This window comes from Streptomyces sp. CA-146814 (assembly GCF_050942385.1).
GTDB lineage: Bacteria > Actinomycetota > Actinomycetes > Streptomycetales > Streptomycetaceae > Streptomyces.
Genome location: NZ_CP192068.1, coordinates 6,544,936 through 6,566,277, shown reverse-complemented (window position 1 = coordinate 6,566,277; position 21,342 = coordinate 6,544,936). Strand labels below are relative to the sequence as shown.

The 21,342-nt window shown below is 71.1% G+C and carries 14 protein-coding genes; 5 read left to right on the top strand and 9 right to left on the bottom strand.

Annotation, left to right across the window (positions count from 1 at the left end):
• Positions 1-326 precede the first annotated feature (326 nt).
• Positions 327-4,199, top strand: coding sequence for a GH92 family glycosyl hydrolase (locus tag ACQP09_RS29105; RefSeq protein WP_433404966.1), 3,873 nt, complete (start codon positions 327-329; stop codon positions 4,197-4,199).
• A 125-nt stretch (positions 4,200-4,324) separates the two neighbouring features.
• Here the strand turns inward: ACQP09_RS29105 and ACQP09_RS29100 are convergent, their stop codons facing one another.
• Both ACQP09_RS29100 and ACQP09_RS29095 read right to left on the bottom strand, forming a co-directional pair.
• Entirely contained in the window at positions 4,325-4,639 is a 315-nt protein-coding gene (locus ACQP09_RS29100) for a cupin domain-containing protein (RefSeq protein ID WP_433404963.1), read from the bottom strand.
• A gap of 138 nt (positions 4,640-4,777) precedes the next feature.
• Entirely contained in the window at positions 4,778-5,395 is a 618-nt protein-coding gene (locus tag ACQP09_RS29095) for a histidine phosphatase family protein (protein ID WP_404067274.1), read from the bottom strand.
• 184 nt (positions 5,396-5,579) lie between these two features.
• Between ACQP09_RS29095 and ACQP09_RS29090 the strand changes: the two genes are divergently transcribed.
• On the top strand, positions 5,580-6,200 hold the full coding sequence (locus ACQP09_RS29090) for a hypothetical protein (RefSeq protein ID WP_433404960.1): 621 nt from the start codon (positions 5,580-5,582) through the stop codon (positions 6,198-6,200).
• A 77-nt stretch (positions 6,201-6,277) separates the two neighbouring features.
• On the opposite strand, the gene acnA is transcribed toward ACQP09_RS29090, so the two are convergent.
• From acnA to ACQP09_RS29075, 3 genes are all read right to left on the bottom strand, one after another.
• Positions 6,278-8,995: an aconitate hydratase AcnA gene (gene acnA, locus ACQP09_RS29085; RefSeq protein ID WP_432152784.1), complete on the bottom strand. Its 2,718-nt coding sequence runs from the start codon at positions 8,993-8,995 to the stop codon at positions 6,278-6,280.
• 222 nt (positions 8,996-9,217) lie between these two features.
• A complete protein-coding gene (locus ACQP09_RS29080; RefSeq protein WP_433404957.1) occupies positions 9,218-9,754 on the bottom strand; it encodes a hypothetical protein in 537 nt (178 codons plus the stop codon).
• 195 nt (positions 9,755-9,949) lie between these two features.
• Entirely contained in the window at positions 9,950-12,739 is a 2,790-nt protein-coding gene (locus tag ACQP09_RS29075; protein WP_433404954.1) for a hypothetical protein, read from the bottom strand.
• A 199-nt stretch (positions 12,740-12,938) separates the two neighbouring features.
• Between ACQP09_RS29075 and ACQP09_RS29070 the strand changes: the two genes are divergently transcribed.
• The 3 genes from ACQP09_RS29070 (at position 12,939) to ACQP09_RS29060 (ending at position 15,772) form a co-directional block, all read left to right on the top strand.
• A complete protein-coding gene (locus ACQP09_RS29070; RefSeq protein ID WP_433404952.1) occupies positions 12,939-13,775 on the top strand; it encodes an alpha/beta fold hydrolase in 837 nt (278 codons plus the stop codon).
• 118 nt (positions 13,776-13,893) lie between these two features.
• Positions 13,894-14,091, top strand: a complete 198-nt coding sequence (locus ACQP09_RS29065; RefSeq protein WP_433404951.1) for a DUF4236 domain-containing protein — start codon at positions 13,894-13,896, stop codon at positions 14,089-14,091.
• A gap of 151 nt (positions 14,092-14,242) precedes the next feature.
• A complete protein-coding gene (locus ACQP09_RS29060; RefSeq protein ID WP_432152781.1) occupies positions 14,243-15,772 on the top strand; it encodes a helix-turn-helix domain-containing protein in 1,530 nt (509 codons plus the stop codon).
• Positions 15,773-15,922: 150 nt separating this feature from the next.
• On the opposite strand, the gene ACQP09_RS29055 is transcribed toward ACQP09_RS29060, so the two are convergent.
• The 4 genes from ACQP09_RS29055 to ACQP09_RS29040 are packed head-to-tail and all read right to left on the bottom strand — an operon-like array spanning position 15,923 to position 21,210.
• Complete coding sequence (locus ACQP09_RS29055; protein WP_433404949.1) at positions 15,923-17,539, bottom strand: GMC family oxidoreductase; 1,617 nt, start codon at positions 17,537-17,539, stop codon at positions 15,923-15,925.
• A gap of 2 nt (positions 17,540-17,541) precedes the next feature.
• A complete protein-coding gene (locus tag ACQP09_RS29050; protein ID WP_433404946.1) occupies positions 17,542-18,783 on the bottom strand; it encodes a cytochrome P450 family protein in 1,242 nt (413 codons plus the stop codon).
• Positions 18,784-18,815: 32 nt separating this feature from the next.
• Positions 18,816-20,267: a flavin monoamine oxidase family protein gene (locus ACQP09_RS29045; protein WP_433404943.1), complete on the bottom strand. Its 1,452-nt coding sequence runs from the start codon at positions 20,265-20,267 to the stop codon at positions 18,816-18,818.
• 43 nt (positions 20,268-20,310) lie between these two features.
• The gene (locus ACQP09_RS29040; protein WP_433404941.1) at positions 20,311-21,210 is read right to left on the bottom strand and encodes an NAD(P)-dependent oxidoreductase; all 900 of its coding nucleotides are present in this window, start codon (positions 21,208-21,210) and stop codon (positions 20,311-20,313) included.
• Positions 21,211-21,342: the final 132 nt, after the last annotated feature.

Below are 21,342 nucleotides of genomic sequence, written 5' to 3'. Positions count from 1 at the left end.
CACGACGCCCTCGCCCCCGCCCCCTGTTCCCCGTATGCGCATCCGTGGGAAACGGCTGCGCGGATGGCGACAGGTATAGTCCACTTGGCGCCAACTGAGCAAGATCGAATGCACGTTGGGAGACCAGTCTTTCCCGAGTTGAGACCTCGCGGACTCCTCGGCACCGCACGCCCTCACCCCGGGGCGGCTTTCTCCCCTTACAACCGATTCGCTCCCCGCCCTTGCGGCAACACCCTTGACACGTCCTGTCACTTGGCTCCCTACTGGACCTTGCATCCCGCTATGACAACGTTGTCCAAGCACGCTCCGGGGAGGAATGGCTCGGTATGCAGCCACCACGAGGTCTCCACCATGGCGCTGGGAAGGTCTTCAGCAGCGCCGCCCGTACGAGACGGAGCCGCACGGCCGCCGTCATCGCGGCATCACTCGCCCTGGCCCTCGCGGCCCCCACGGCCGCCGTCGCCGGCCCGTCCGGGGCGCCGCAGAAGCCGTCCGGCGAACGGACGTTCCGCTCCTCCTTCGAGGCGGACGAGAAGCAGCCGGACTGGCGCAACACGGCAGAGGAGGGCCCGGACGGCACCGACCGTTCGTCGGGCGTCGACGGCGGCTTCTCCGCCGGGATTCCGGGCAATGTCACCGACAGGGTGACCGAGGTCCGCGCCAGCGCCGAGAACACCGCGGGCGGCGAGGTCAAGGAGAACCTGGTCGACGTCGAACCGGCCTCCAAGTGGCTGGCGTTCGCGAAGACCGGCTGGGTCGAGTTCGACCTGGACGAGCCGGTCAAGGTGGTGACGTACGCGCTCACCTCCGCCAACGACCACGCCCCGCGCGACCCGAAGGACTGGACGCTCAAGGGCTCGGCCGACGGCAAGGAGTGGACCGACCTCGACAAGCGCACCGGCGAGACGTTCGAGAAGCGGCACCAGATCAAGTCGTACGATTTCGCCTCCGACACCGCCTACCGGCACTTCCGGCTGGAGATCACCGCCAACAACGGCTCGTCGGACATCCTCCAGCTCGCCGACGTTCAGTTCTCGAACGGTGACACCTCCGCGCCCGTCCCCGACGAGATGCGCAGCCAGCCCGACCGCGGCCCCTCCGGCTCGCCGACCGCGAAGGCGGGCGCGGGATTCACCGGAAAGAAGGCACTGCGCTACGCCGGTACGCACAAGCCGGACGGCCGGGCGTACGCGTACAACAAGGTCTTCGACGTGAACACGGCCGTCACCAAGGACACCCAGCTCTCCTACCTCGTCTATCCGCAGATGGGCGAGACGGACCTCAACTACCCGGCCACGCACATCGCGGTGGACCTCGCCTTCACCGACGGCACGTACCTGAGCGAGCTGAAGGCCACCGACAGCCACGGCGGGCTGCTGACGCCGCAAGGCCAGGGCGACGCCAAGCGCCTCTACGTCAACCAGTGGAACAAGGTCTCCTCGCGCATCGGCACGGTCGCGGCGGGCAGGACGGTCGACCGGATCCTGGTGGCGTACGACTCCGCCAAGGGCCCGGCGAAGTTCCAGGGCTGGGTCGACGACATCGTGATCGAGCCGAAGAAGCCGGAGAAGCGCAAGGCGCACCTGTCGGACTACGCGCTGACCACGCGCGGCACCAACTCCTCCGGCGGCTACTCGCGCGGCAACAACATTCCGGCCACCGCCGTCCCGCACGGCTTCAACTTCTGGACGCCGGTCACCAACGCCGGTTCGCTGAGCTGGCTGTACGACTACCACCGGGGCAACAACGCGGACAACCTCCCGACGCTCCAGGCCTTCAGCGCCAGCCATGAGCCGAGCCCGTGGATGGGCGACCGGCAGACCTTCCAGGTGATGCCGTCGGCCGCCGCCGGCACTCCGGACGCCGCCCGTACGGCCCGCGCGTTGCCGTTCCGGCACGAGAACGAGGTCGCGAAGCCGCACTACTACGGCGTCACGTTCGAGAACGGTCTCAAGGCCGAGATCGCGCCGACCGACCACGCGGCGCGGATGCGGTTCACCTACCCCGGCAAGGACGCCAGCCTGGTCTTCGACAACGTGTCGAACGCCGGCGGTCTGACCCTGGACCCGGAGAACCGCTCCTTCTCCGGCTACACGGACGTCAAGAGCGGCCTGTCCACCGGCGCGACCCGCATGTTCGTGTACGGCGTCTTCGACGCGCCGGTGACGGACAGCGGCAGGCTGAAGGGCGGAGGCGGCGACGACGTCACCGGCTTCTTCCGCTTCGACGCGGGCAAGGACCGCACGGTCAACCTGCGCCTGGCCACCTCGCTGATCGGCGTCGACCAGGCGAAGAAGAACCTGGCGATGGAGATCCCGGCCTCCACCTCCTTCGAGAAGGTGCAGCGTAAGGCGCAGTCGGCCTGGGACGACATCCTGCGGACGATCGAGGTCGAGGGCGCCAACGAGGACCAGCTCACCTCGCTCTACTCCAGCCTCTACCGCCTCTACCTCTACCCGAACTCCGGCCACGAGAAGGTCGACGGGAAGATCAAGTACGCGAGCCCCTTCTCCAAGCCGACCGGCACGGACACCCCGACGCAGACCGGCGCGAAGATCGTCGACGGCAAGGTGTACGTCAACAACGGCTTCTGGGACACCTACCGGACGACCTGGCCCGCCTACTCCTTCTTCTCTCCGAAGAAGGCCGGCGAGCTGGTCGACGGTTTCGTGCAGCACTACAAGGACGGCGGCTGGACCTCCCGCTGGTCCTCCCCCGGCTACGCGGACCTGATGACCGGCACCAGCTCGGACGTGGCCTTCGCCGACGCGTACGTCAAGGGCGTCAAGTTCGACGCGGAGGCGGCGTACGACGCGGCGGTCAAGAACGCCACGGTGGCCCCGCCGTCCTCCGGCGTCGGCCGCAAGGGCATGGAGACCTCGGTCTTCACCGGGTACGCCAACACCGCGACGCACGAGGGACTGTCCTGGTCGCTGGAGGGATACCTCAACGACTACGGCATCGCGCGCATGGGCGAGGAGCTCTACAAGAAGACGAAGAAGGCGCGGTACAAGGAGGAGTCGGCCTACTTCCTCAACCGGGCGCAGAAGTACGTCAAGCTCTTCGACGAGAAGGCGGGCTTCTTCCAGGGCAAGAAGCCGAACGGCGACTGGCGCCTCCCCTCCGACCAGTACGACCCCCGCGTCTGGGGCTACGACTACACCGAGACCAACGGCTGGGGCTACGCCTTCACCGCCCCGCAGGACAGCCGGGGCCTGGCCAACCTGTACGGCGGCCGCGCGGGGCTCGGCAAGAAGCTGGACACGTACTTCTCGACGCCGGAGACGGCGGGCCCGGAGTTCGTCGGCAGCTACGGCGGGGTCATCCACGAGATGACCGAGGCGCGTGACGTACGGATGGGCCAGTACGGCCACAGCAACCAGGTCGCCCACCACGCCACGTACATGTACAACGCGGCCTCGCAGCCGTACAAGACGCAGGAGAAGGTCCGCGAGGTGCTGGACCGCCTCTACGTCGGCAGCGAGATCGGGCAGGGCATCCACGGCGACGAGGACAACGGCGAGCAGTCGGCCTGGTACCTCTTCTCCTCGCTCGGCTTCTATCCGCTGGTGATGGGCAGCGGGGAGTACGCGATCGGCTCGCCGCTCTTCAAGAAGGTCACCGTCCGCATGGACAACGGCCGCAAGCTGACCGTCAAGGCCCCGAAGAACAGCGACAAGAACATCTACGTGCAGGGCGTGAAGGTCAACGGCAAGAAGTGGACCTCCACCGCGCTCCCCCACGACGTCCTGGCCAAGGGCGGCACGCTGGAGTTCGACATGGGCCCGAAGCCGTCGGCCTGGGGCACGGGCAAGGACGCGGCGCCGGTCTCCATCCAGAAGGACGACCGGGCCCCGGCGCCGAAGGGCGATGTGCTGAAGGGTGACGGCGCGCTGTTCGACAACAGCTCGGCCACCTCGGCGGAGGCGGAGTCGGTCGAGCTGCCGGTGGCCGCGTCCACCAAGGCGCTCCAGTACACGCTGACGTCGGCCGCGGCGGACAAGGCCCCGACGGGCTGGACGCTCCAGGGTTCGTCGGACGGGAAGAGCTGGAAGGACCTGGACCGCCGCTCGGGCCAGTCGTTCGCCTGGGACAAGCAGACCCGGGCCTTCTCGGTGGACAGGCCGGGCTCGTACACCAAGTACCGGCTGGTGCTGACGGGTGCGGCGACGCTCGCGGAGGTGGAGCTGCTCTCCTGACCGTGACGCGGTGAGCGCGGGCGGCCGGTACCCCGGAGGGCGGGGTGCCGGCCGCCGGCGTGTTCGCGCCCGGTCACTCGGGGGGCTCGCCGTGGGTCAGAGGGCGGAAGCGCGCTCGTCGTCGGTCAGACGGTGGGGGCGCGCTCGTCGTCGGTCTTGATCTCGATCTCGACGAAGGACAGCCACGCGTCACCGGTGTTCACGACGTCGTGCTCGCCACCGGCCGGGCGGGCGTAGGAGACACCGGCGCGCAGGGCGGACTCGGTGACCGTTCCGTCGGCGGCGAACGCGCTGATGGTGCCGTCGACGACCGGGACGACGACGTAGTCGAAGGCGTGGCGGTGGTGGCCGGTGCGGGTGCCGGGCTCGAAGTCCCAGCGGGTGACCCGTACCCGCTCGTCCTCGTGCTGGAGGGTGGCGCGGGCGGTGGTATCGGTCATGGCGGTGCTGGCTCCTGGCTGGTCACGGATGGTCGTCGGGCCTCTCCAGGGTCGCCCATGGGAGCCTGGGGGCTTTCGGGGGGTGGGGGCTTCCAGTGGGCTTTGGGTGCTTTCGGGGGGCTTTCGGGAGGCCCGGGGTCACTCCGGCCGGAGGCTCTCGGGCAGCGCCACGTTGAGCGCGGCGACGACCGGCCGGCCGTGTTCGGTGCCGAGCCGGGAGACCGCGCCGGTGGCGAGCTGGAAGAGGCGGCCCTCGGCCGGGGTCAGGCCGAGGTAGCGGGCGGTGAGGACGCGCAGGAAGTGCGAGTGGGCGACGAGCGCGATGTCCGCGCTCCCGATCCCCTCGGCGGCCGACCGGACGCCCGCGAGCACCTGGTCGGCGCGCTGCCCGACATCGGCGGGGCTCTCGCCCGGATGCTCGTCGGAGCCGGGGTCGACGCCGTCGGTCCAGAGGTTCCAGAAGGGGCGGGTGCGGCGGATCGCCGGGGTGGTGATGCCCTCGTAGCCGCCGTAGTCCCACTCCCGCAGCTCGGGGGTGACGCGCGGGGCGTGCAGCCCGGCCAGCTCGGCGGTGCGGCGGGCCCGGATCGAGGGGCTGACGAGGGTGAGGCCGATGTTCCGGTCGGCGAGCAGCGGGACGAGGGCGCGGGCCTGGCGCTCGCCGGTGGCGGTCAGGGGGAGGTCGGTCCAGCTCGTGTGCTGCCCGGAACGGGACCACTCGGTCTCGCCGTGGCGGATGAGGATCAGCTCGCCCATGGTGGTCCGTTCGCTTTCTGTACGGAGTGCTGTTCTGTACGGAGTGCTGTTCTGTACCGAGTGCTGGTTCTGTACGGAGTGCTGGTGGCGCGGGTGGGGCCGGTGGGGCACGTGGCGACGGTCGCGTCGCTGGGGCCACGTACCGTAAGGCCCTCACCTGATCGACTTCCCGTGGGGGGACCGCATGTCCGACAACTTCCCGCCTCCGCCGCCCGAACAGCCGCAGCCGGAGCCGGAGCGCCCGGTTCCGGTGGCGCCGGTGCAGCCTTCGCCCTGGGCGGCTCCCGCGGCACCGCCGGGCAAGCAGCGTACGGGGCTGATCGTCACGCTCGCCGTGGGCGGTGGGCTCATCGTGGCGGGATCGGTGGTGGCGCTCGTCTACGCGGCGATGTCCTCGGTCCAGGATTCCATCGCGCTGCCGCCACGGTCGGAGACGCCCTACTCGGAGCCGTACGAGGAGGAGCCGTACGAGGAGGAGCCGTACGCCGAGGGGCCCAGCGCGACCGAACCCGACGCGAAGAAGGACGTCACGATCACCGCGTGCACGCGCGATCCGCAGATCGGCTGGCAGTCGGCGAAGGTGAAGGTCGTGAACGGCTCGTCCACGACGGCGAGCTACACCATCATGATGGAGTTTCTCGACGAGGACGGCGTCAAGGTCGCGGAAGGCGGGGCGGGCGTGGTCGACCTGGAGCCCGGCGCGAGCGCCGTGAAAAAGGCGCAGGGCCTCGGTGAGGTGCCGCCCGGCACCACCTGCCGGATCAGCGACGTCTGGCGCACCCCGTCGGACCGGAGCGGGAGCTGAGGCCACGGCGGCGAAACAGCGCGAGGGCCGCGCCCCGGGATTCCGGGGCGCGGCCCTCGCGCTGTACCGCTCGCTGATCAGCTGCGGATCAGGCTGCGGAGCACGTACTGCAGGATGCCGCCGTTGCGGTAGTAGTCCGCCTCGCCGGGGGTGTCGATGCGGACGACCGCGTCGAACTCCACACCGGTGTCGGTGGTGACCTTGACCGTGCGCGGGGTGGTGCCGTTGTTCAGCTCGGTGACGCCGGTGAAGGAGAAGGCCTCCTCTCCGGTGAGGCCGAGGGACTCGGCGTTCTGGCCCTCCGGGTACTGGAGCGGGAGGACGCCCATGCCGATGAGGTTCGAGCGGTGGATGCGCTCGTAGGACTCGGCGATGACGGCCTTGACGCCGAGGAGCGCGGTGCCCTTGGCGGCCCAGTCGCGGGACGAGCCGGAGCCGTACTCCTTGCCCGCGAGGATCGCGAGGGGCGTGCCGGCGGCCTGGTAGTTCTGCGAGGCGTCGTAGATGAACGACACCGGGCCGTCATCCTTGGTGAAGTCGCGGGTGTAGCCGCCCTCGGTACCCGGCGCGATCTGGTTGCGCAGGCGGATGTTGGCGAACGTGCCGCGGATCATGACCTCGTGGTTGCCTCGGCGCGAGCCGTAGGAGTTGAAGTCACGGCGCTCGATGCCGTGCTCCGTGAGGTACTTGCCGGCCGGGGTGTCGGCCTTGATGGCGCCGGCCGGCGAGATGTGGTCGGTGGTGACCGAGTCGCCGAGCTTGGCGAGGACGCGGGCGCCGGTGATGTCCTCGACCGGGGTCGTCTCCATCGCCATGCCCTCGAAGTACGGGGGCTTGCGCACGTAGGTGGACTCGGCGTCCCACTCGAAGGTGTTGCCGGTCGGGATGGGCAGCGCCTGCCACTGGGCGTCGCCCGCGAAGACGTCCTGGTAGGACTTGTTGAACATGTCCTCGCCGATGGCGTTCGCCACGACGTCGTTGACCTCGGCCTCGGTCGGCCAGATGTCGGTCAGGAAGACCGGCTTGCCGTCCTGGTCGGTGCCGAGCGCGTCCTTGGTGATGTCGACCTTCATCGAACCGGCGATGGCGTACGCGACGACCAGCGGCGGCGACGCCAGGTAGTTCATCTTGACGTCGGGGTTGATCCGGCCCTCGAAGTTACGGTTGCCGGAGAGCACCGACGTGACCGCGAGGTCGTTGTCGTTGACCGCCTTGGAGACCTCGTCCGGCAGCGGGCCGGAGTTGCCGATGCAGGTGGTGCAGCCGTAGCCGACGAGGTTGAAGCCGACCTTGTCCAGGTACGGGGTCAGGCCCGCCTTGTCGAAGTAGTCGGTGACGACCTTCGAGCCCGGGGCGAGGGTGGTCTTGACCCACGGCTTGCGGGTCAGGCCCTTCTCGACCGCCTTCTTCGCCACGAGCGCGGCGGCGACCATGACGTACGGGTTCGAGGTGTTGGTGCAGGAGGTGATCGCGGCGACGGTGACGGCGCCGTGGTCGATCTCGTACGTCGAGCCGTCGGGGGCCGTGACGGTGACCGGCTTGGACGGGACGCCGTTCGGCGTCGTGGACGGGGCGTCGGAGGCCGGGAAGGACTCCTTGCTCGCCTCCATCTCGTCCGACACGTAGTTGCGGACGTCCTGCGCGAACTGCTGCGAGGCGTTGGCCAGGATGATGCGGTCCTGCGGGCGCTTCGGTCCTGCGATGGAGGGGACGACCGTGGAGAGGTCGAGCTCCAGCTTCTCGGAGAAGTCCGGCTCGGCGGCCGGGTCCAGCCAGAGGCCCTGCTCCTTGGCGTACGCCTCGACGAGGGCGACCTGCTGGGCGTCGCGGCCGGTCAGGCGCAGGTAGTTCAGCGTCTCGTCGTCGATCGGGAAGATCGCGGCGGTGGAGCCGAACTCCGGCGACATGTTGCCGATGGTGGCGCGGTTGGCCAGCGAGGTGGCGGCGACGCCCTCACCGTAGAACTCGACGAACTTGCCGACGACGCCGTGCTTGCGGAGCATCTCGGTGATCGTGAGCACGAGGTCGGTGGCGGTGGTGCCGGGGGTCAGCTCACCGGTCAGCTTGAAGCCGACGACGCGCGGGATGAGCATGGAGACCGGCTGGCCGAGCATCGCGGCCTCGGCCTCGATGCCGCCGACGCCCCAGCCCAGCACGCCGAGGCCGTTGACCATGGTGGTGTGCGAGTCGGTGCCGACGAGGGTGTCGGGGTAGGCCTGGCCGTTGCGGACCATGACCGTACGCGCCAGGTGCTCGATGTTCACCTGGTGGACGATGCCGGTGCCCGGCGGGACGACCTTGAACTCGTCGAAGGCCGTCTGGCCCCAGCGCAGGAACTGGTAACGCTCCTTGTTGCGGCCGTACTCCAGCTCGACGTTCTGCGCGAACGCGTCGTTGGTGCCGAACTTGTCGGCGATGACCGAGTGGTCGATGACCAGCTCGGCCGGGGCCAGCGGGTTGATCTTCGCCGGGTCGCCGCCCAGCTCCTTCACGGCCTCACGCATGGTGGCGAGGTCCACGACACAGGGCACGCCGGTGAAGTCCTGCATGATCACGCGGGCCGGCGTGAACTGGATCTCCTGGCTGGGCTGCGCCTGGGAGTCCCAGCCGCCGATGGCCCGGATGTGGTCGGCGGTGATGTTCGCGCCGTCCTCGGTACGGAGCAGGTTCTCCAGCAGGACCTTCAGGCTGTACGGCAGGCGCGCGGAGCCCTCTACCTTGTCCAGCTTGAAGATCTCGTACGACTCGTCGCCCACGCGCAGCGTGCTGCGGGCGTCGAAGCTGTTCGCCGACACGACAGTCTCCTTCTTCAATGTGCGCGTCTACCGCGCCGCGCCTCATTGGCAGCGGGCGCCGCGTTGTGCCGCCTACGGCCCCGACCATCCGCTAAGGTAAGGCTTAGTTAGGTATGCCTTACCGGGCGGCGGCTGCGGTGCGCCTCGGCAGATATCTCGATGTCGAGATAACTCTAGTACATAGCCGCCGCTCGGTCATGCCCAGGTGCCCTCTACCCGCTTCTACCCGCGCCCTCGTACCCGATGCCGCCGGTAGTAGGAGACCGTGACGGCCGCGGTCAGCGGGCCCCAGAGGAACAGCGGCTGGTAGAGGATGCCGACGAACAGGTTCCCGGTGGCGGTCAGGTCCGCGTGCGGGTACGTCCACCAGAAGGGGACGGCCGCCCAGGTCAGGGTCAGAACCGCGGAGCCGAGGGCGGCGGGGACGACGGCGGCCAGGGGGCGGACCCTCCGCCCGCCGATCAGCGGGATCCAGTGCGGTACGACCTCGCCCCACGGGCGGACCAGGCCGATGGTCAGGAGGGCGACCAGCTCGCTGACCACGCTGAGGGCCAGCATCCAGACCTTGGCGTCGACCGTCGAGAAGGGCTCGAAGCCCGCCTCCGTGTAGCCGGCGGGGTGGCCGAGCACCAGGGCGATGCGCCACAGCCCGGTCGGCAGGACCACGAGTGCGGTGAGGTGCGCGGCCAGGACCGCCCAGCGGGGCGGGGGCGGTGCCACGGGGGCGCTGCGGACTCCTTGTAAGGTCATGCGGCTCATCCTGGCCGCCGTGCCGGTGACGTTCATCGGCCTGTGCGGCGGAGCTCATGGGCCTCCGGTACGAGGGGGTACGCGACGGGGTCGGCCGGGCGGCGGAGGCACGGTCATCCCAGGGGCCGGACGGTACAGGTCCGGAAAGCGGTCCGGCCCCTCCGCAGGGTCGCGGAGGGGCCGGACGCGGTACAGCGGTCGGCGCTACGGCGCGTCGCGCACCGTGCCCTCGAAGGGCGGGCCCAGCGGCCTGTCGTCGCTGTCCTTGACCTCGAAGCGGACGTACTCGGCCGGCTCCTTCAGCTGGTCACGGACGGTCGGGACGGTCAGGTCGGTGAACTTCCGGCCCGCCTCGATCGTCGTCCACAGAATGTTGTAGTCGATGCGCGAGAGCGGGACAGCCGGGTTCGGGATCTTCTCCACGTGCTCGGAGAGCCATTCCTGGTCGACGTCGGCCGTGGAGAGCTCCGGGCGGCCGTCGGGGACGGGGAGCAGCTCGGCTGTGGTCCAGATCTCGACGTCCGCCTCCTCCGAGAGCGAGATCCGCCAGGTCAGCGGCTCTCCCTCGGTGATGTCGTCGGCCACCGGCTTGATGCTCACCTTCGGCATCGGGTCGTCGTTCTCGGCGATGACACCGCCGGAGTCAGCGCCGACGACCGTGCCGCGGACCGCCTTGACCGCGACCCCGTGGGTCTTGTCCCAGCCGTAGCGCTTGTTGCCCTCGACCTTCACCGTGACCTTGATCCCGGCGGTGCCGGGACCGACCTTGACCAGCCGGCCGGTCGACTTGCCGGTCTTCGGGTCGTCGACGTACAGCCGGACCGCGCCCACGTTCTTGCCGGTGGTGCGGACGGGCACCTGGTACGTACGGAAGCCCGAGTCGCCTTCCTTGACCGTGAGGCGGCCGATGTCGACGCGCGCGAGCGGGGCGGGCTGCACCGCCGGTGTGCCGGACTTCCACGACCAGGCGTCCATCAGCCACGCCTTGCCGGAGGCGGACCTGGGGGTCAGCTCCAGGGAGGCGATCGCGCCGAGGTTCAGCTTGGCGCGGACCGCTGCGGTCAGCGGGACGCGGACCTCCTGCGCCCAGTACGAGGTGGTGCGGTCGGTGCCCGGCAGCCCGTCGATCCGTACGCTGCCCAGCTTGGCCCGCTTGCCCTTGGCGTCCTTGACGTGGACGTCGAAGCGGGTGCCGCTGGTGTTCGGCGGTACCGCGATGCGCAGCGCGAGGCTGTTGGCGCCCTTGACCGAGACCGGCTTCTTGGGCGTGACACGGGCGATGGCGCCCGGCTTCTTCCAGTTCAGCGCGACCGCGCGGCGGCCGGCCTCGTGCTCGGGGCCCCAATGCGCGAAGTGCGGCGAGGAGCCGGGGTCCTTCTCGCTCAGGCAGGCGGTACGGCCGGGGGCGACGGCGTCGCACAGCTTGGCGCCGGTGACCTTCGGCGTGCCCCGCAGGTCGTCGGGGAGGAAGCCGGTGCCACGGTTGCCGCCGACCGCGTGGGTCAGCACCCGGGCGGGGTCGGCGGAGGGGGCGCGGCGGCCGGTGCCGTCGACGAGCTGGCGTACGCGGTCGTCGCCGGCGACGAACAGCCGTGCGGCGGCGGCGATGTAGGTCGCGCCCGCCTTGTGCTGCTGGTTCGCGGAGAGCCGGCCGGCGGCGCCGGGCGAGCAGAGCGGGTCGCGCGCCTCGGGGTCGTGCCAGAAGTCGTCGTCGGCCGGGGCCTGGGCCTGGCCGGGCGTCCACTCGCTGTTGAAGTAGTTGTGGTTGGCACCGATCATGTAGACCGAGCTGTGCAGGGCCTTGCCGCGGCTGACACCCCGGGTGCCGTCCGTGAAGACCTGGCCCTGGAGGTCGGAGACGTCACCGTCGCAGCCGGGCAGGATCGTGAGCGAGGGGACGTCCGGCACCGGGTTCTGGCCGAAGATGGTGGGGCCGATGTGGACCGTGCCGCGGATGTTCCAGCGGGCCTTGGAGCGGTAGCCGTCCTGGGCGGCCGGCGGGCTGTACAGGCTGTCCATCACCGCGCGGTTGACGCCCTCGCCGCCGCGCGAGTGGCCGACGAGCAGCACCTTGGACAGGTCGGTCTTCGGGGCCTTGCGTACGACGGCGGGCGCGGAGGCGGGCTTGGCGGCCCAGTCGGCCCAGCGGCCGAGGTGGTTGCGGACCAGCGAGGAGCGGGCCTGCGCGCCGCCGTCCTCGGCGTCCCAGTCCTGGCCGTTGATGCCGTTGGCGGAGATGGAGACGGTCACGTACCCCTGGGATGCCAGCAGCTTCTGGTCGCGCAAGTAGCCCCGGTGGCTGGGGATGGGCTTGCTGCCCTTGGCGCAGGGCCAGTCGCCGGAGGCCTCATCCTTCTTGCCGGGGACGTAGCAGGTGGCGTGGCGGCCGTGCAGGAAGAGGGCGACGGGACGCTTGCCGGGTGCCTTCTTCGGGGCGACGACGACACCCCGCATCTCGACCGGGGCGGGAAGGCCCGGAATCTTCACCGAGGCGAGGCTGTACTCGCCGGTGGTGGTGGCGTACGTGCCGGCCTTGCCCGGGTCGACGGTGCCTGCGGGCAGCTTGGGCGGGAGCTTCGGGGCCGACGGCTTGGCCTGGCGGCTCGCACCCGCGTCCGGCGCCTCGTCGAGCCGGCGCCCGGCGGCCTGGACCTGGAGGTTCTCCAGGTCGGCGGTGCGGACCTCGTCGAGCGGGAGCCGGAAGGTCCGGCCGTCGCCCTGCGGTTCGGGTACGCCCACGAGTGCGTCGTCGGCGCGGAACTCCACGCGGGCGTCGCCCATGGGGACCGGTTCGGGCGCGCGCCACTCCAGGTGGTTGCGCCCGTTCTCACCGGCGATGCGCCAGCCGGGCGGCAGCGTCTGCCCGTCGGCGGGTGTCGCGGTGACGCCGGGTATCTCCGGCGGCGCGGGGGCGGCGTACGCCCCCGTCGGCGCCACCCCTGCCACCGTCAGCACCGCTATCGCGGTGGCCCATGCTCTCCGGCCACGTATCAAAGCTCCTCCTCAACCCTGGTCGTCCGCGCGCCCGTTCGGTGGTCTGTTCCGGATCGAACGCGCTCTCGGACATCCAGACGGGGAGGCGAACCTGTGGGTTGCCTCTGCGGGCGGAGTGATCGGCGGACCGCTGTCGGAGGCGGTCGGTAGGGTCGTACGGAGGGAGAGTTCGGCGCGGTGGAGGGGTGGGTGGGCCGCAGTGCGGGTCACGGAGAGCGAGGTGCGGCGGGAGGACGGCCGCACGCTCCATGTGTACGACACCGGCGGCGACGGGCTCGCTGTCTTCTGGCACCACGGCACACCGAACATCGGCTCACCGCCCGCGCCGCTCTTCGCCGCCGCCGAGAAGCTGTCCATCCGCTGGGTGGCGTACGACCGTCCCGGTTACGGCGGATCGTCGCCGCTCCCCGGCCGCGACGTGGCCTCGGCCGCCGCCGATGTGCGGGCGGTCGCCGACGCGCTCGGCCTCGGCCGGTTCGCCGTCCTCGGCCACTCCGGCGGCGGCCCGCACGCGCTGGCCTGTGCGGCCCTGCTGCCCGACCGGGTCCTCGGGGTGGTGACGGCCGCCGGACTCGCGCCGTACGGCGCGGAGGGGCTCGACTGGTTCGCGGGCATGCTGCCGTCCTCCGCCGCCTCGCTGCGGGCGGCCGCGGAGGGGCGTGCGGCGAAGGAGGCGTACGAGGCGGGCGCCGGGTACGACCCGGAGATGTTCACCGAGGCCGACCACGAGGCGCTGGCCGGTGACTGGTCCTGGTTCGACCAGGTCGTGGGGCCCGCGCTGGAGGCGGGGCCGGACGGCCTGATCACCGACGACCTGGCGTACGTGGCGCCTTGGGGCTTCGACCCCGTACGCATCACCGCACCGCTGCTCCTGCTCCACGGCGGCCAGGACCGGATCGCGCCCGCCGCCCACAGCCGGTGGCTCGCGGAGCGCTGCCCGACGGCCGAACTGCGGGTGCGGCCGGCGGACGGGCACATCTCGGTGCTCGACGCGGGCGCGGAGGCCCTGGAGTGGCTGGCGGATCGGCGCGGATGAGGGGGCGGCAGGCGACGTGCCGACGGCCGAACCCCCCCTGAGGGCAAGGTACTTGTTCGATCGCAGGCATACCCTCACCGCGCCGGGACACCCGGAGTCGTGACACGAGGAGGTCACCATGGCGATCACCTTCCGCAAGAGTTTCCGGATCCTGCCCGGGGTGCGGCTGAACATCAGCCGCCGCTCCTGGTCGGTCACCACCGGCGGCGGACGCGGTCCGCGGCGCACGGTGAGCAGCACCGGCCGGCGCACCACGTCGATGGACCTGCCGGGCCCGTTCGGCTGGCGGAAGACGACCCGACGGCGCAGCGGCTGATCGGGTCCTACCACCCCGTACGGACGCGGATCCCGCGCCGCTCGTCCCCGGACGGGGCACGATGGCGGCGCGGGCAACCGTTTGCACTCCCGTCACTCGAACGGCACACTCCCACTCCAGCCTCATCTCATATCTGAGATATCCTGCCGCCATGTCAGACGACTACCTCGCACGCATCGGCAAGCTCATCCGTGACGCCCGGCAGCACCGGGGCTGGACACAGACGCAGCTGGCCGAGGCGCTCGGCACGAGCCAGAGCGCCGTCAACCGCATCGAGCGCGGCAACCAGAACATCAGCCTTGAGATGATCGCCCGCATCGGTGAAGCCCTCGACAGCGAGATCGTGTCGCTCGGTTACTCCGGTCCCATGCACCTGAGGGTCGTCGGCGGCCGCCGGCTCTCGGGCGCCATCGACGTCAAGACCAGCAAGAACGCCTGTGTGGCGCTGCTGTGCGCCTCGCTGCTCAACAAGGGCCGCACGGTCCTGCGCCGGGTCGCCCGGATCGAGGAGGTGTTCCGACTCCTGGAGGTGCTGAACTCCATCGGGGTGCGCACCCGCTGGATCAACGACGGCGTGGACCTGGAGCTGGTGCCGCCGGCGCAGCTGGAGATGGAGGCGATCGACGCCGACGCCGCGCGCCGCACCCGTTCGATCATCATGTTCCTGGGCCCGCTGCTGCACCGGATGGAGCAGTTCACCCTGCCGTACGCGGGCGGCTGCGACCTGGGCACGCGCACGATCGAGCCGCACATGATCGCGCTGCGCCGGTTCGGCCTGGAGATCGCCGCGACGGAGGGGCTGTACCACGCGCAGGTGGACCGCTCGGTCTCCCCCGGCCGGCCGATCGTGCTGACCGAGCGCGGCGACACCGTGACCGAGAACGCGCTGCTGGCCGCCGCCCGCCACGACGGCACGACGGTCATCCGGAACGCCTCCTCCAACTACATGGTCCAGGACCTGTGCTTCTTCCTGGAGGCGCTGGGCGTACGGGTCGACGGCATCGGTACGACGACGCTCACCGTGCACGGGGTCCCGCAGATCGACGTGGACGTGGACTACTCCCCCTCCGAGGACCCGGTCGAGGCGATGAGCCTGCTGGCCGCGGCCGTGGTGACCGAGTCCGAGCTCACCATCCGCCGGGTGCCGATCGAGTTCCTGGAGATCGAGCTGGCGGTCCTGGAGGAGATGGGCGTCGACTGCGACCGCACCCCGGAGTACGCGGCCGACAACGCCCGCACCCGGCTGGTGGACCTGACGGTGCGGCCCTCCAAGCTGGAGGCGCCGATCGACAAGATCCACCCGATGCCGTTCCCCGGCCTCAACATCGACAACGTGCCGTTCTTCGCCGCCATCGCGGCCTCCGCGCACGGCCAGACCCTGATCCACGACTGGGTCTACGACAACCGCGCGATCTACCTCACCGACCTCAACCGCCTCGGCGGCCGCCTCCAACTCCTCGACCCGCACCGGGTCCTGGTCGAGGGCCCCACCCGCTGGCGCGCAGCAGAGATGATGTGCCCGCCCGCCCTGCGGCCCGCCGTGGTGGTGCTGCTGGCGATGATGGCGGCCGAGGGCACCTCCGTACTGCGCAACGTCTATGTCATCAACCGGGGGTACGAGGAGCTGGCGGAGCGGCTCAACTCGGTGGGGGCGCAGATCGAGATCTTCCGGGACATCTGACGGGCGGGGTGTCGTGCCCCTTCCGCGCCGGGACACGGGCGGGTGGGGCTGCGGGATCACGGCGCGGGGGAGGGCCGTGATCCCGCAGGTTCAGGGGGTGGCGAACTGTGGTCGGACCTTATGCCGGAGGTGTGGTCCGACCACAGGTCGTCAGTGGGACGCGCCGCGGATCAGGTCCGCGGCCCGTTCCGCGAGCATGACCGCCGGGGCGTGCGTGTGGCCGCCGATGATGCGCGGCATCACCGACGCGTCCACCACCCGCAGGCCCGGGACCTGGCGGACCCGTAGCTCCGGGTCGACCACCGCGTCCGGGTCGTCCGGGAGGCCCATCCGGCAGGTGCCGACCGGGTGGAAGAGGGTTCCCGTGTGGTCCCGGATGTGCTGGTGCAGGGCCTCCTCGTCCAGGCCGTCGGTCCACGGGGTCATGGCCTCGCCGACCAGGGGCCGCAGGGTCTCCGTGGCGAAGAGGCGTTCGGCGAAGCGGACTCCGGCCGCGAGGCGGTGGAGGTCGGCCTCGGCGGAGAGGTAGCCCGGGTCGATCAGGGGCGGGGTGTCCGGGTCGGGGCTCCGGAGGGTCACCGCGCCCCGGCTCTCGGGCTGCAGGAGCACCACGCCGATGGTCAGGCCGTCCGCCAGGGACTCTCCCTGGAAGGCGATGGGGGCCCAGATGACCTCCAGGTCGGGAGGGCCGCCGGTGCCGTTGCGGCCGCCGGTGCCTTGGGTGCCACCGCCCTCACCGACGTCGCTGCGGAAGAAGCCCACCGCCTCCGCGATGTTGGACGTCAGCGGGCCGAGCCGGTCCTCCTCGTACCGCTTCGCCGCCTCCGGAGTGTCCAGTTGCGCCAGGCGTACGGGGGTGGCCGCGTGGCGGATGACGTCGACCGTGGCGTGGTCGTGGAGGTTGCGGCCCACCCCGGGGAGGTGGACGCGCGGTTCGACGCCCGCTGCCGCGAGGTCCCGCTCGTCGCCGATGCCGGAGAGCATCAGCAGGTGCGGCGAGCCGATGGCGCCCGCGCTGAGGATGACCTCGCGGCGGGCCGAGAGCCGGCGGGTGGCCAGCTCCACGCCGCTCGCGCGGCCGTCCTCCAGGATGATGCGGCGGGCCTGCTCGCCGGTGAACACGGTGAGGTTGGGGCGTTCCAGGGCCGGGCGGAGGTAGCCGTCGGCGGAGCTCCACCGGACGCCGTCGAGCTGGTTGAGCGGGGTGAGCGCGCTGCCGTGGAGGTGCGGTCCGCCCAGTCCGCCCGGGAGCGGGCCGAGCCCGATTTCGGCGCAGGCGCGCAGGAAGTGCGGGGTGGTGGGGTCGGGGTCGCGGGGCGGCGAGATCCAGAGGGGGCCGTCGTCGCCGTAGGTGGTTCCCTCGGTCCCGGGGCCCGCCCAGCGTTCGGCTCGGCGCAGGTACGGGCGGACGGCGCGCCAGGACCAGGTGGGACCGGCGGCGCTCCCCCACGCGTCGTAGTCCTCCGCCGAACCCGGGATCCACATCTGGAAGTTGACCGAGGACGAGCCGCCGAGGACCTTGCCGCGCGGCCAGTCCACGGTGCGGTCGCCGAGGCCGGGCTGGGGCACCGTGCGGTAGCCCCAGTCCAGCTCCGTACCGAGCAGCGCGAGTGAGGCGCTGGGGACGCGGACGGCGGGGTCGGAGTCGGGTCCGCCGGCCTCGATCAGCGCGACCCGCACGTCCGGGTCCTCGGTGAGCCGGGCGGCCAGCACGGAGCCGGCCGATCCGGCGCCCACGATCACGTAGTCGAAGAGTTCGTCGTCCATGGTCAGGCCTGCTTCAGGTGGACCGGGAGCGTGCGGTGGCCGTTGGAGACGAAGGACTCCAGCGGCTGGAGCCGGTCCGAGGTGACGGCGAGGCCGATGTCGGGGAAGCGGCCGAAGAGTTCGGGCAGGGCCACGGACGCCTCCAGGCGGGCCAGCGGCGCGCCGACGCAGCGGTGCACGCCGTGTCCGAAGGCGATGTGGTCGTTGCGGGTGGCGCGGGTGAGGTCGAAGTCGTGGGCGTCGGCGCCGTGGACGGCCGGGTCCCGGCCGACCCCGCTGTAGGAGACGATCAGCGCGTCACCCCGGGCGATGGTCACACCGCCCACCTCGATGTCCTCGACGGCGAACCGCATGGGGAGGTTGGCGATCGGCGCCTGGTGGCGCAGCGCCTCGTCGATCGCGTCGTCCCAGGTCGCCTCGCCGCTCCGCAGGAGCGCCAGCTGCTCGGGATGGGTGAGCAGCGAGTGGATGGCGTGGTCCAGGAGGTTGACGGTGGTCTCGTGGCCCGCGCCGATCATCAGCAGGATCATGTCGACGAGTTCGGTCTCGTCCAGACCGGAGTTCTCCTCGTCGTCGCGGGCGGTGATGAGCGCGCTGACCAGGTCGTCGCCGGGCGTCCGCCGTTTGTGGTCGATGAGCGCGGTCATCAGGCCGACCATCTCTTCACCGTTGGCCTGCACCTCCTCCAGCGTGGCGGAGGTGCGGAACATGTCGGCGACGACCCGGAAGAGGTCCTCGCGCATGGCGCCCGGGATGCCGAGGAGTTCGCAGATCACCCGGATCGCCAGCGGGTAGGCGAAGGCGGCCCGGATGTCGAGGGGCCGGCCGGGCTCGGTGGCCGCGACCTCGTCCAGAAGCTCCTGGACGAGGGTGCGGACCGCCGGTTCCAGGGCGGCGGTGCGGCGGGCGGTGAACGCCTTGGCGATCAGCTTGCGCAGCCGCCGGTGGTCCCCGCCGTAGGTGTTGATCATGCTGCGTTCGGAGACCCAGGAGGCCAGCGGCCACGTACGGGCGAGTTCGCCTTCGCCGTTCTCCCAGGCGGGCCAGTGGCGGTAGGCGTCCTTGGAGACCCGGTCGTCGGTCAGCAGGCTCTTGGCGACGGCGGAGTCCGTCACCATCCAGACGGCCACGTCGCCGGGGAGTTCGGCCCGGGTGACGGGCCCGACCGCGCGCAGGCGGTCGCTCTCGGCGTGGAGGTCGCTGCCGCTGGGGTCGATCCGAAGCGGCGTGGGTTGCTCGGTCATCGTCTCTCCGGCACGGTCGCGCGGGTGGGTGTTCACCGGTCGAGGACCTGGCCCGCGGCGCGCAGCCCGGACTCGATGGCGCCGTCGACCCAGCCGCTCCAGCCGGTGGCGATGTCACTGCCGGCGAAGGCGAGGCGGCCGACCGGGCGCTGGACGGTGCGCAGGGCGCCGGTGAGCTGGCCGGGGCGCTTGTACGTCCAGCCGCCGCGCGCGTAGGGGTCGTTGCCCCAGTCGTGGCCGCGGACGGCGAGGACCTCGGCGTCGGGGGCCCAGCGGCGCAGCGACTCCTGGATCTGCCGCCGGTTGGAGATGCCGAGCCGGGGGTCCCGGCTGAACGCGAAGGCGAGGTGGCCGTCGCCGAGGCGCTGGACGGGGATGACGTCGCCGAGGCCGGGCGCGTCCTCCGCACCGGCGGCGTAGAAGAGGCCTTCGGCGCTGCGGATGTGGAGCCAGATCTTCTTGGCGGCGGGGACGGCGACGGTCTGGTCGGCCAGGGTGCGGTAGACCTTGGGCAGGCCGGGCGCGAAGGTGATGCGGTTCCATACGTTGACGGGTACGGCGACCACGACCGCGCGGGCGCGGTAGGTGGTGCCGTTGCCGGTGGTGACGCAGACGTGGCCGCCCCGGTCCTCGACCTTGCTGACGGGTGAGTTGAGGCGCAGGTCCGCGTCGGCGTCGGCCAGCATCGCCTGGATGAAGGCGGCCGTGCCGTGGACGAGCCGGGAGGAGGTGGCGCTGGAGAACTTGGCGAAGTCCCAGTCGGACAGCGACCACCACTGGGCCATCTGCGTGAACGAGCCGCGGGCCGAGCCGCCGGAGAGGCCGCCGAGGTTGCCGGTGACCCAGGAGTGGTCCACCGGGGAGAGGTTCAGCTGGTTGATCCGCTGGATCAGGGTCAGCCGGTCGAGCGGACGCACCAGGTCCTCACGGGCGAACGGGTCGAGCGGGCGCGGGAAGTACTCGCGGGAGCCGTCGAAGACCGGCGTGACCAGTTCGGCGAGCCGGCCGAACCCTTCGGCCGGGCTGTAGGCGCGGTAGCCGCCCTCGGCCGGGAAGAAGGCCACGTCGGGCCCCTGGTCGGTGGTGAGCTGCTGGTTGTAGTGGAGCAGCTCCTTCCATGCGTGCGGGTGGCCCTCCTCGAACCAGGCTCCGCCCAGTTCGACCTGCTCGCCGGCGAAGTCGGCGGTGTAGGTGCGTCCGCCGATACGGTTCTGCGCCTCCAGGATGAGCGGTCGCAGCCCGTTGCGGCTCAGCTCTCGGGCGGCGGTGACCCCGGCGAAGCCGGCGCCGATGACGATGACGTCGTGGTCGCCCGACGGCTTCTTCCTCCGGCGTTCGGCGGCGGTGGCCTGGGAGACACCGGTGGCGCCGGCCGCGCCGAGCAGTGCGGTGAGGCCGGCCGCTCTCAGTACGTTGCGTCGTCCGGTGCCGGGGGCTGCGGCCGCGGATATCTCGGGGTCGCCGGGAAGGTTCTCGGTGCTCACGTCTCTCTCCTTCGAGGTCTTGGCTCGGTGCGGGTGGGTGGGCTCAGGCGGACGGCTTGCGGAGTTCCTCGATGAGGCTGGAGAGGCTGTCGGAGCCGTGGCCGCGCGCCACCCGGCGTTCGATGAGGGCCTGGAAGGGCAGCACCAGATCAGGGCTGACCCCCTGGGAGCGGGAGGCGCTCACCAGGTGTGCGATGGCTTCCTTGTTGACGTTGAGCGTCGAGACGTCGGTGGCGTAGTCCTGGCTGTCCACCTCTTCGGCGAGGCGCGGCAGATAGGGCACGGCCACGTGGTTGAGCCAGGCGGTGGCGTACGGCAGGAAGGCCTCGGCCGTGACGCCTTCGGTACCGAGGAGGGCCAGGGCCTGGATGTTGCCGGCGACGGTGGACCAGAGGATGCCGAGCAGGGCCACGTCGTAGAGGGAGGGCAGGCCGGTGTCGTCGCCGAGGTAGGTGGCGGCGCCGCCCAGGACCCGCAGCGTCTCCTGGTGGTCCTCGAAGGCCGGGGCGGAGCCCCCGAAGAAGATCAGCGCCTGGGGCTGGCCGACGAGCGGCGGGGTCGCCATGATGGCGCCGTCGAGGTAGGTGATGCCGTTCCGCTCGGCCCAGGCGGCCGTGGCGCGGGCCTCCTCGGGCGTGCTGGAGGTCAGGTTGACGAGCACCCGGTCCTTGAGGTTCTCGACCTCGGGGTCCAGGACCTCGTGCACCGCCTCGTCGGTGGAGAGGCAGACGACCACGAGCGGGCCGGCCGTCAGGGCCGCGCCGACGGTGTCGGCGCCCGTCGCGCCCCGGCTGACGAGCTGTTCGGCCTTCTGAGGGGACCGGTTCCACACGGTGGTCGGGTGGCCCTGGCCGAGGAAGGCTTCGGCCAGGGCGGTGCCCATCATGCCGAGGCCGATCACGGAGACGGGCGTGGTGGCGGGCGAGGTGGTGTCGGTGCTCATACTCGGAAGTCCTCCGGCTCAGCCGTGCGGCGGGGCTGGGCGTGGTCGATGCGTCGGTACGGGGGGGGGCCGCCCGGACGGGGCCGGGCGGAGGGGGTGACTAGGGGGTGTTTGGCCGATCAGGCCGGATCA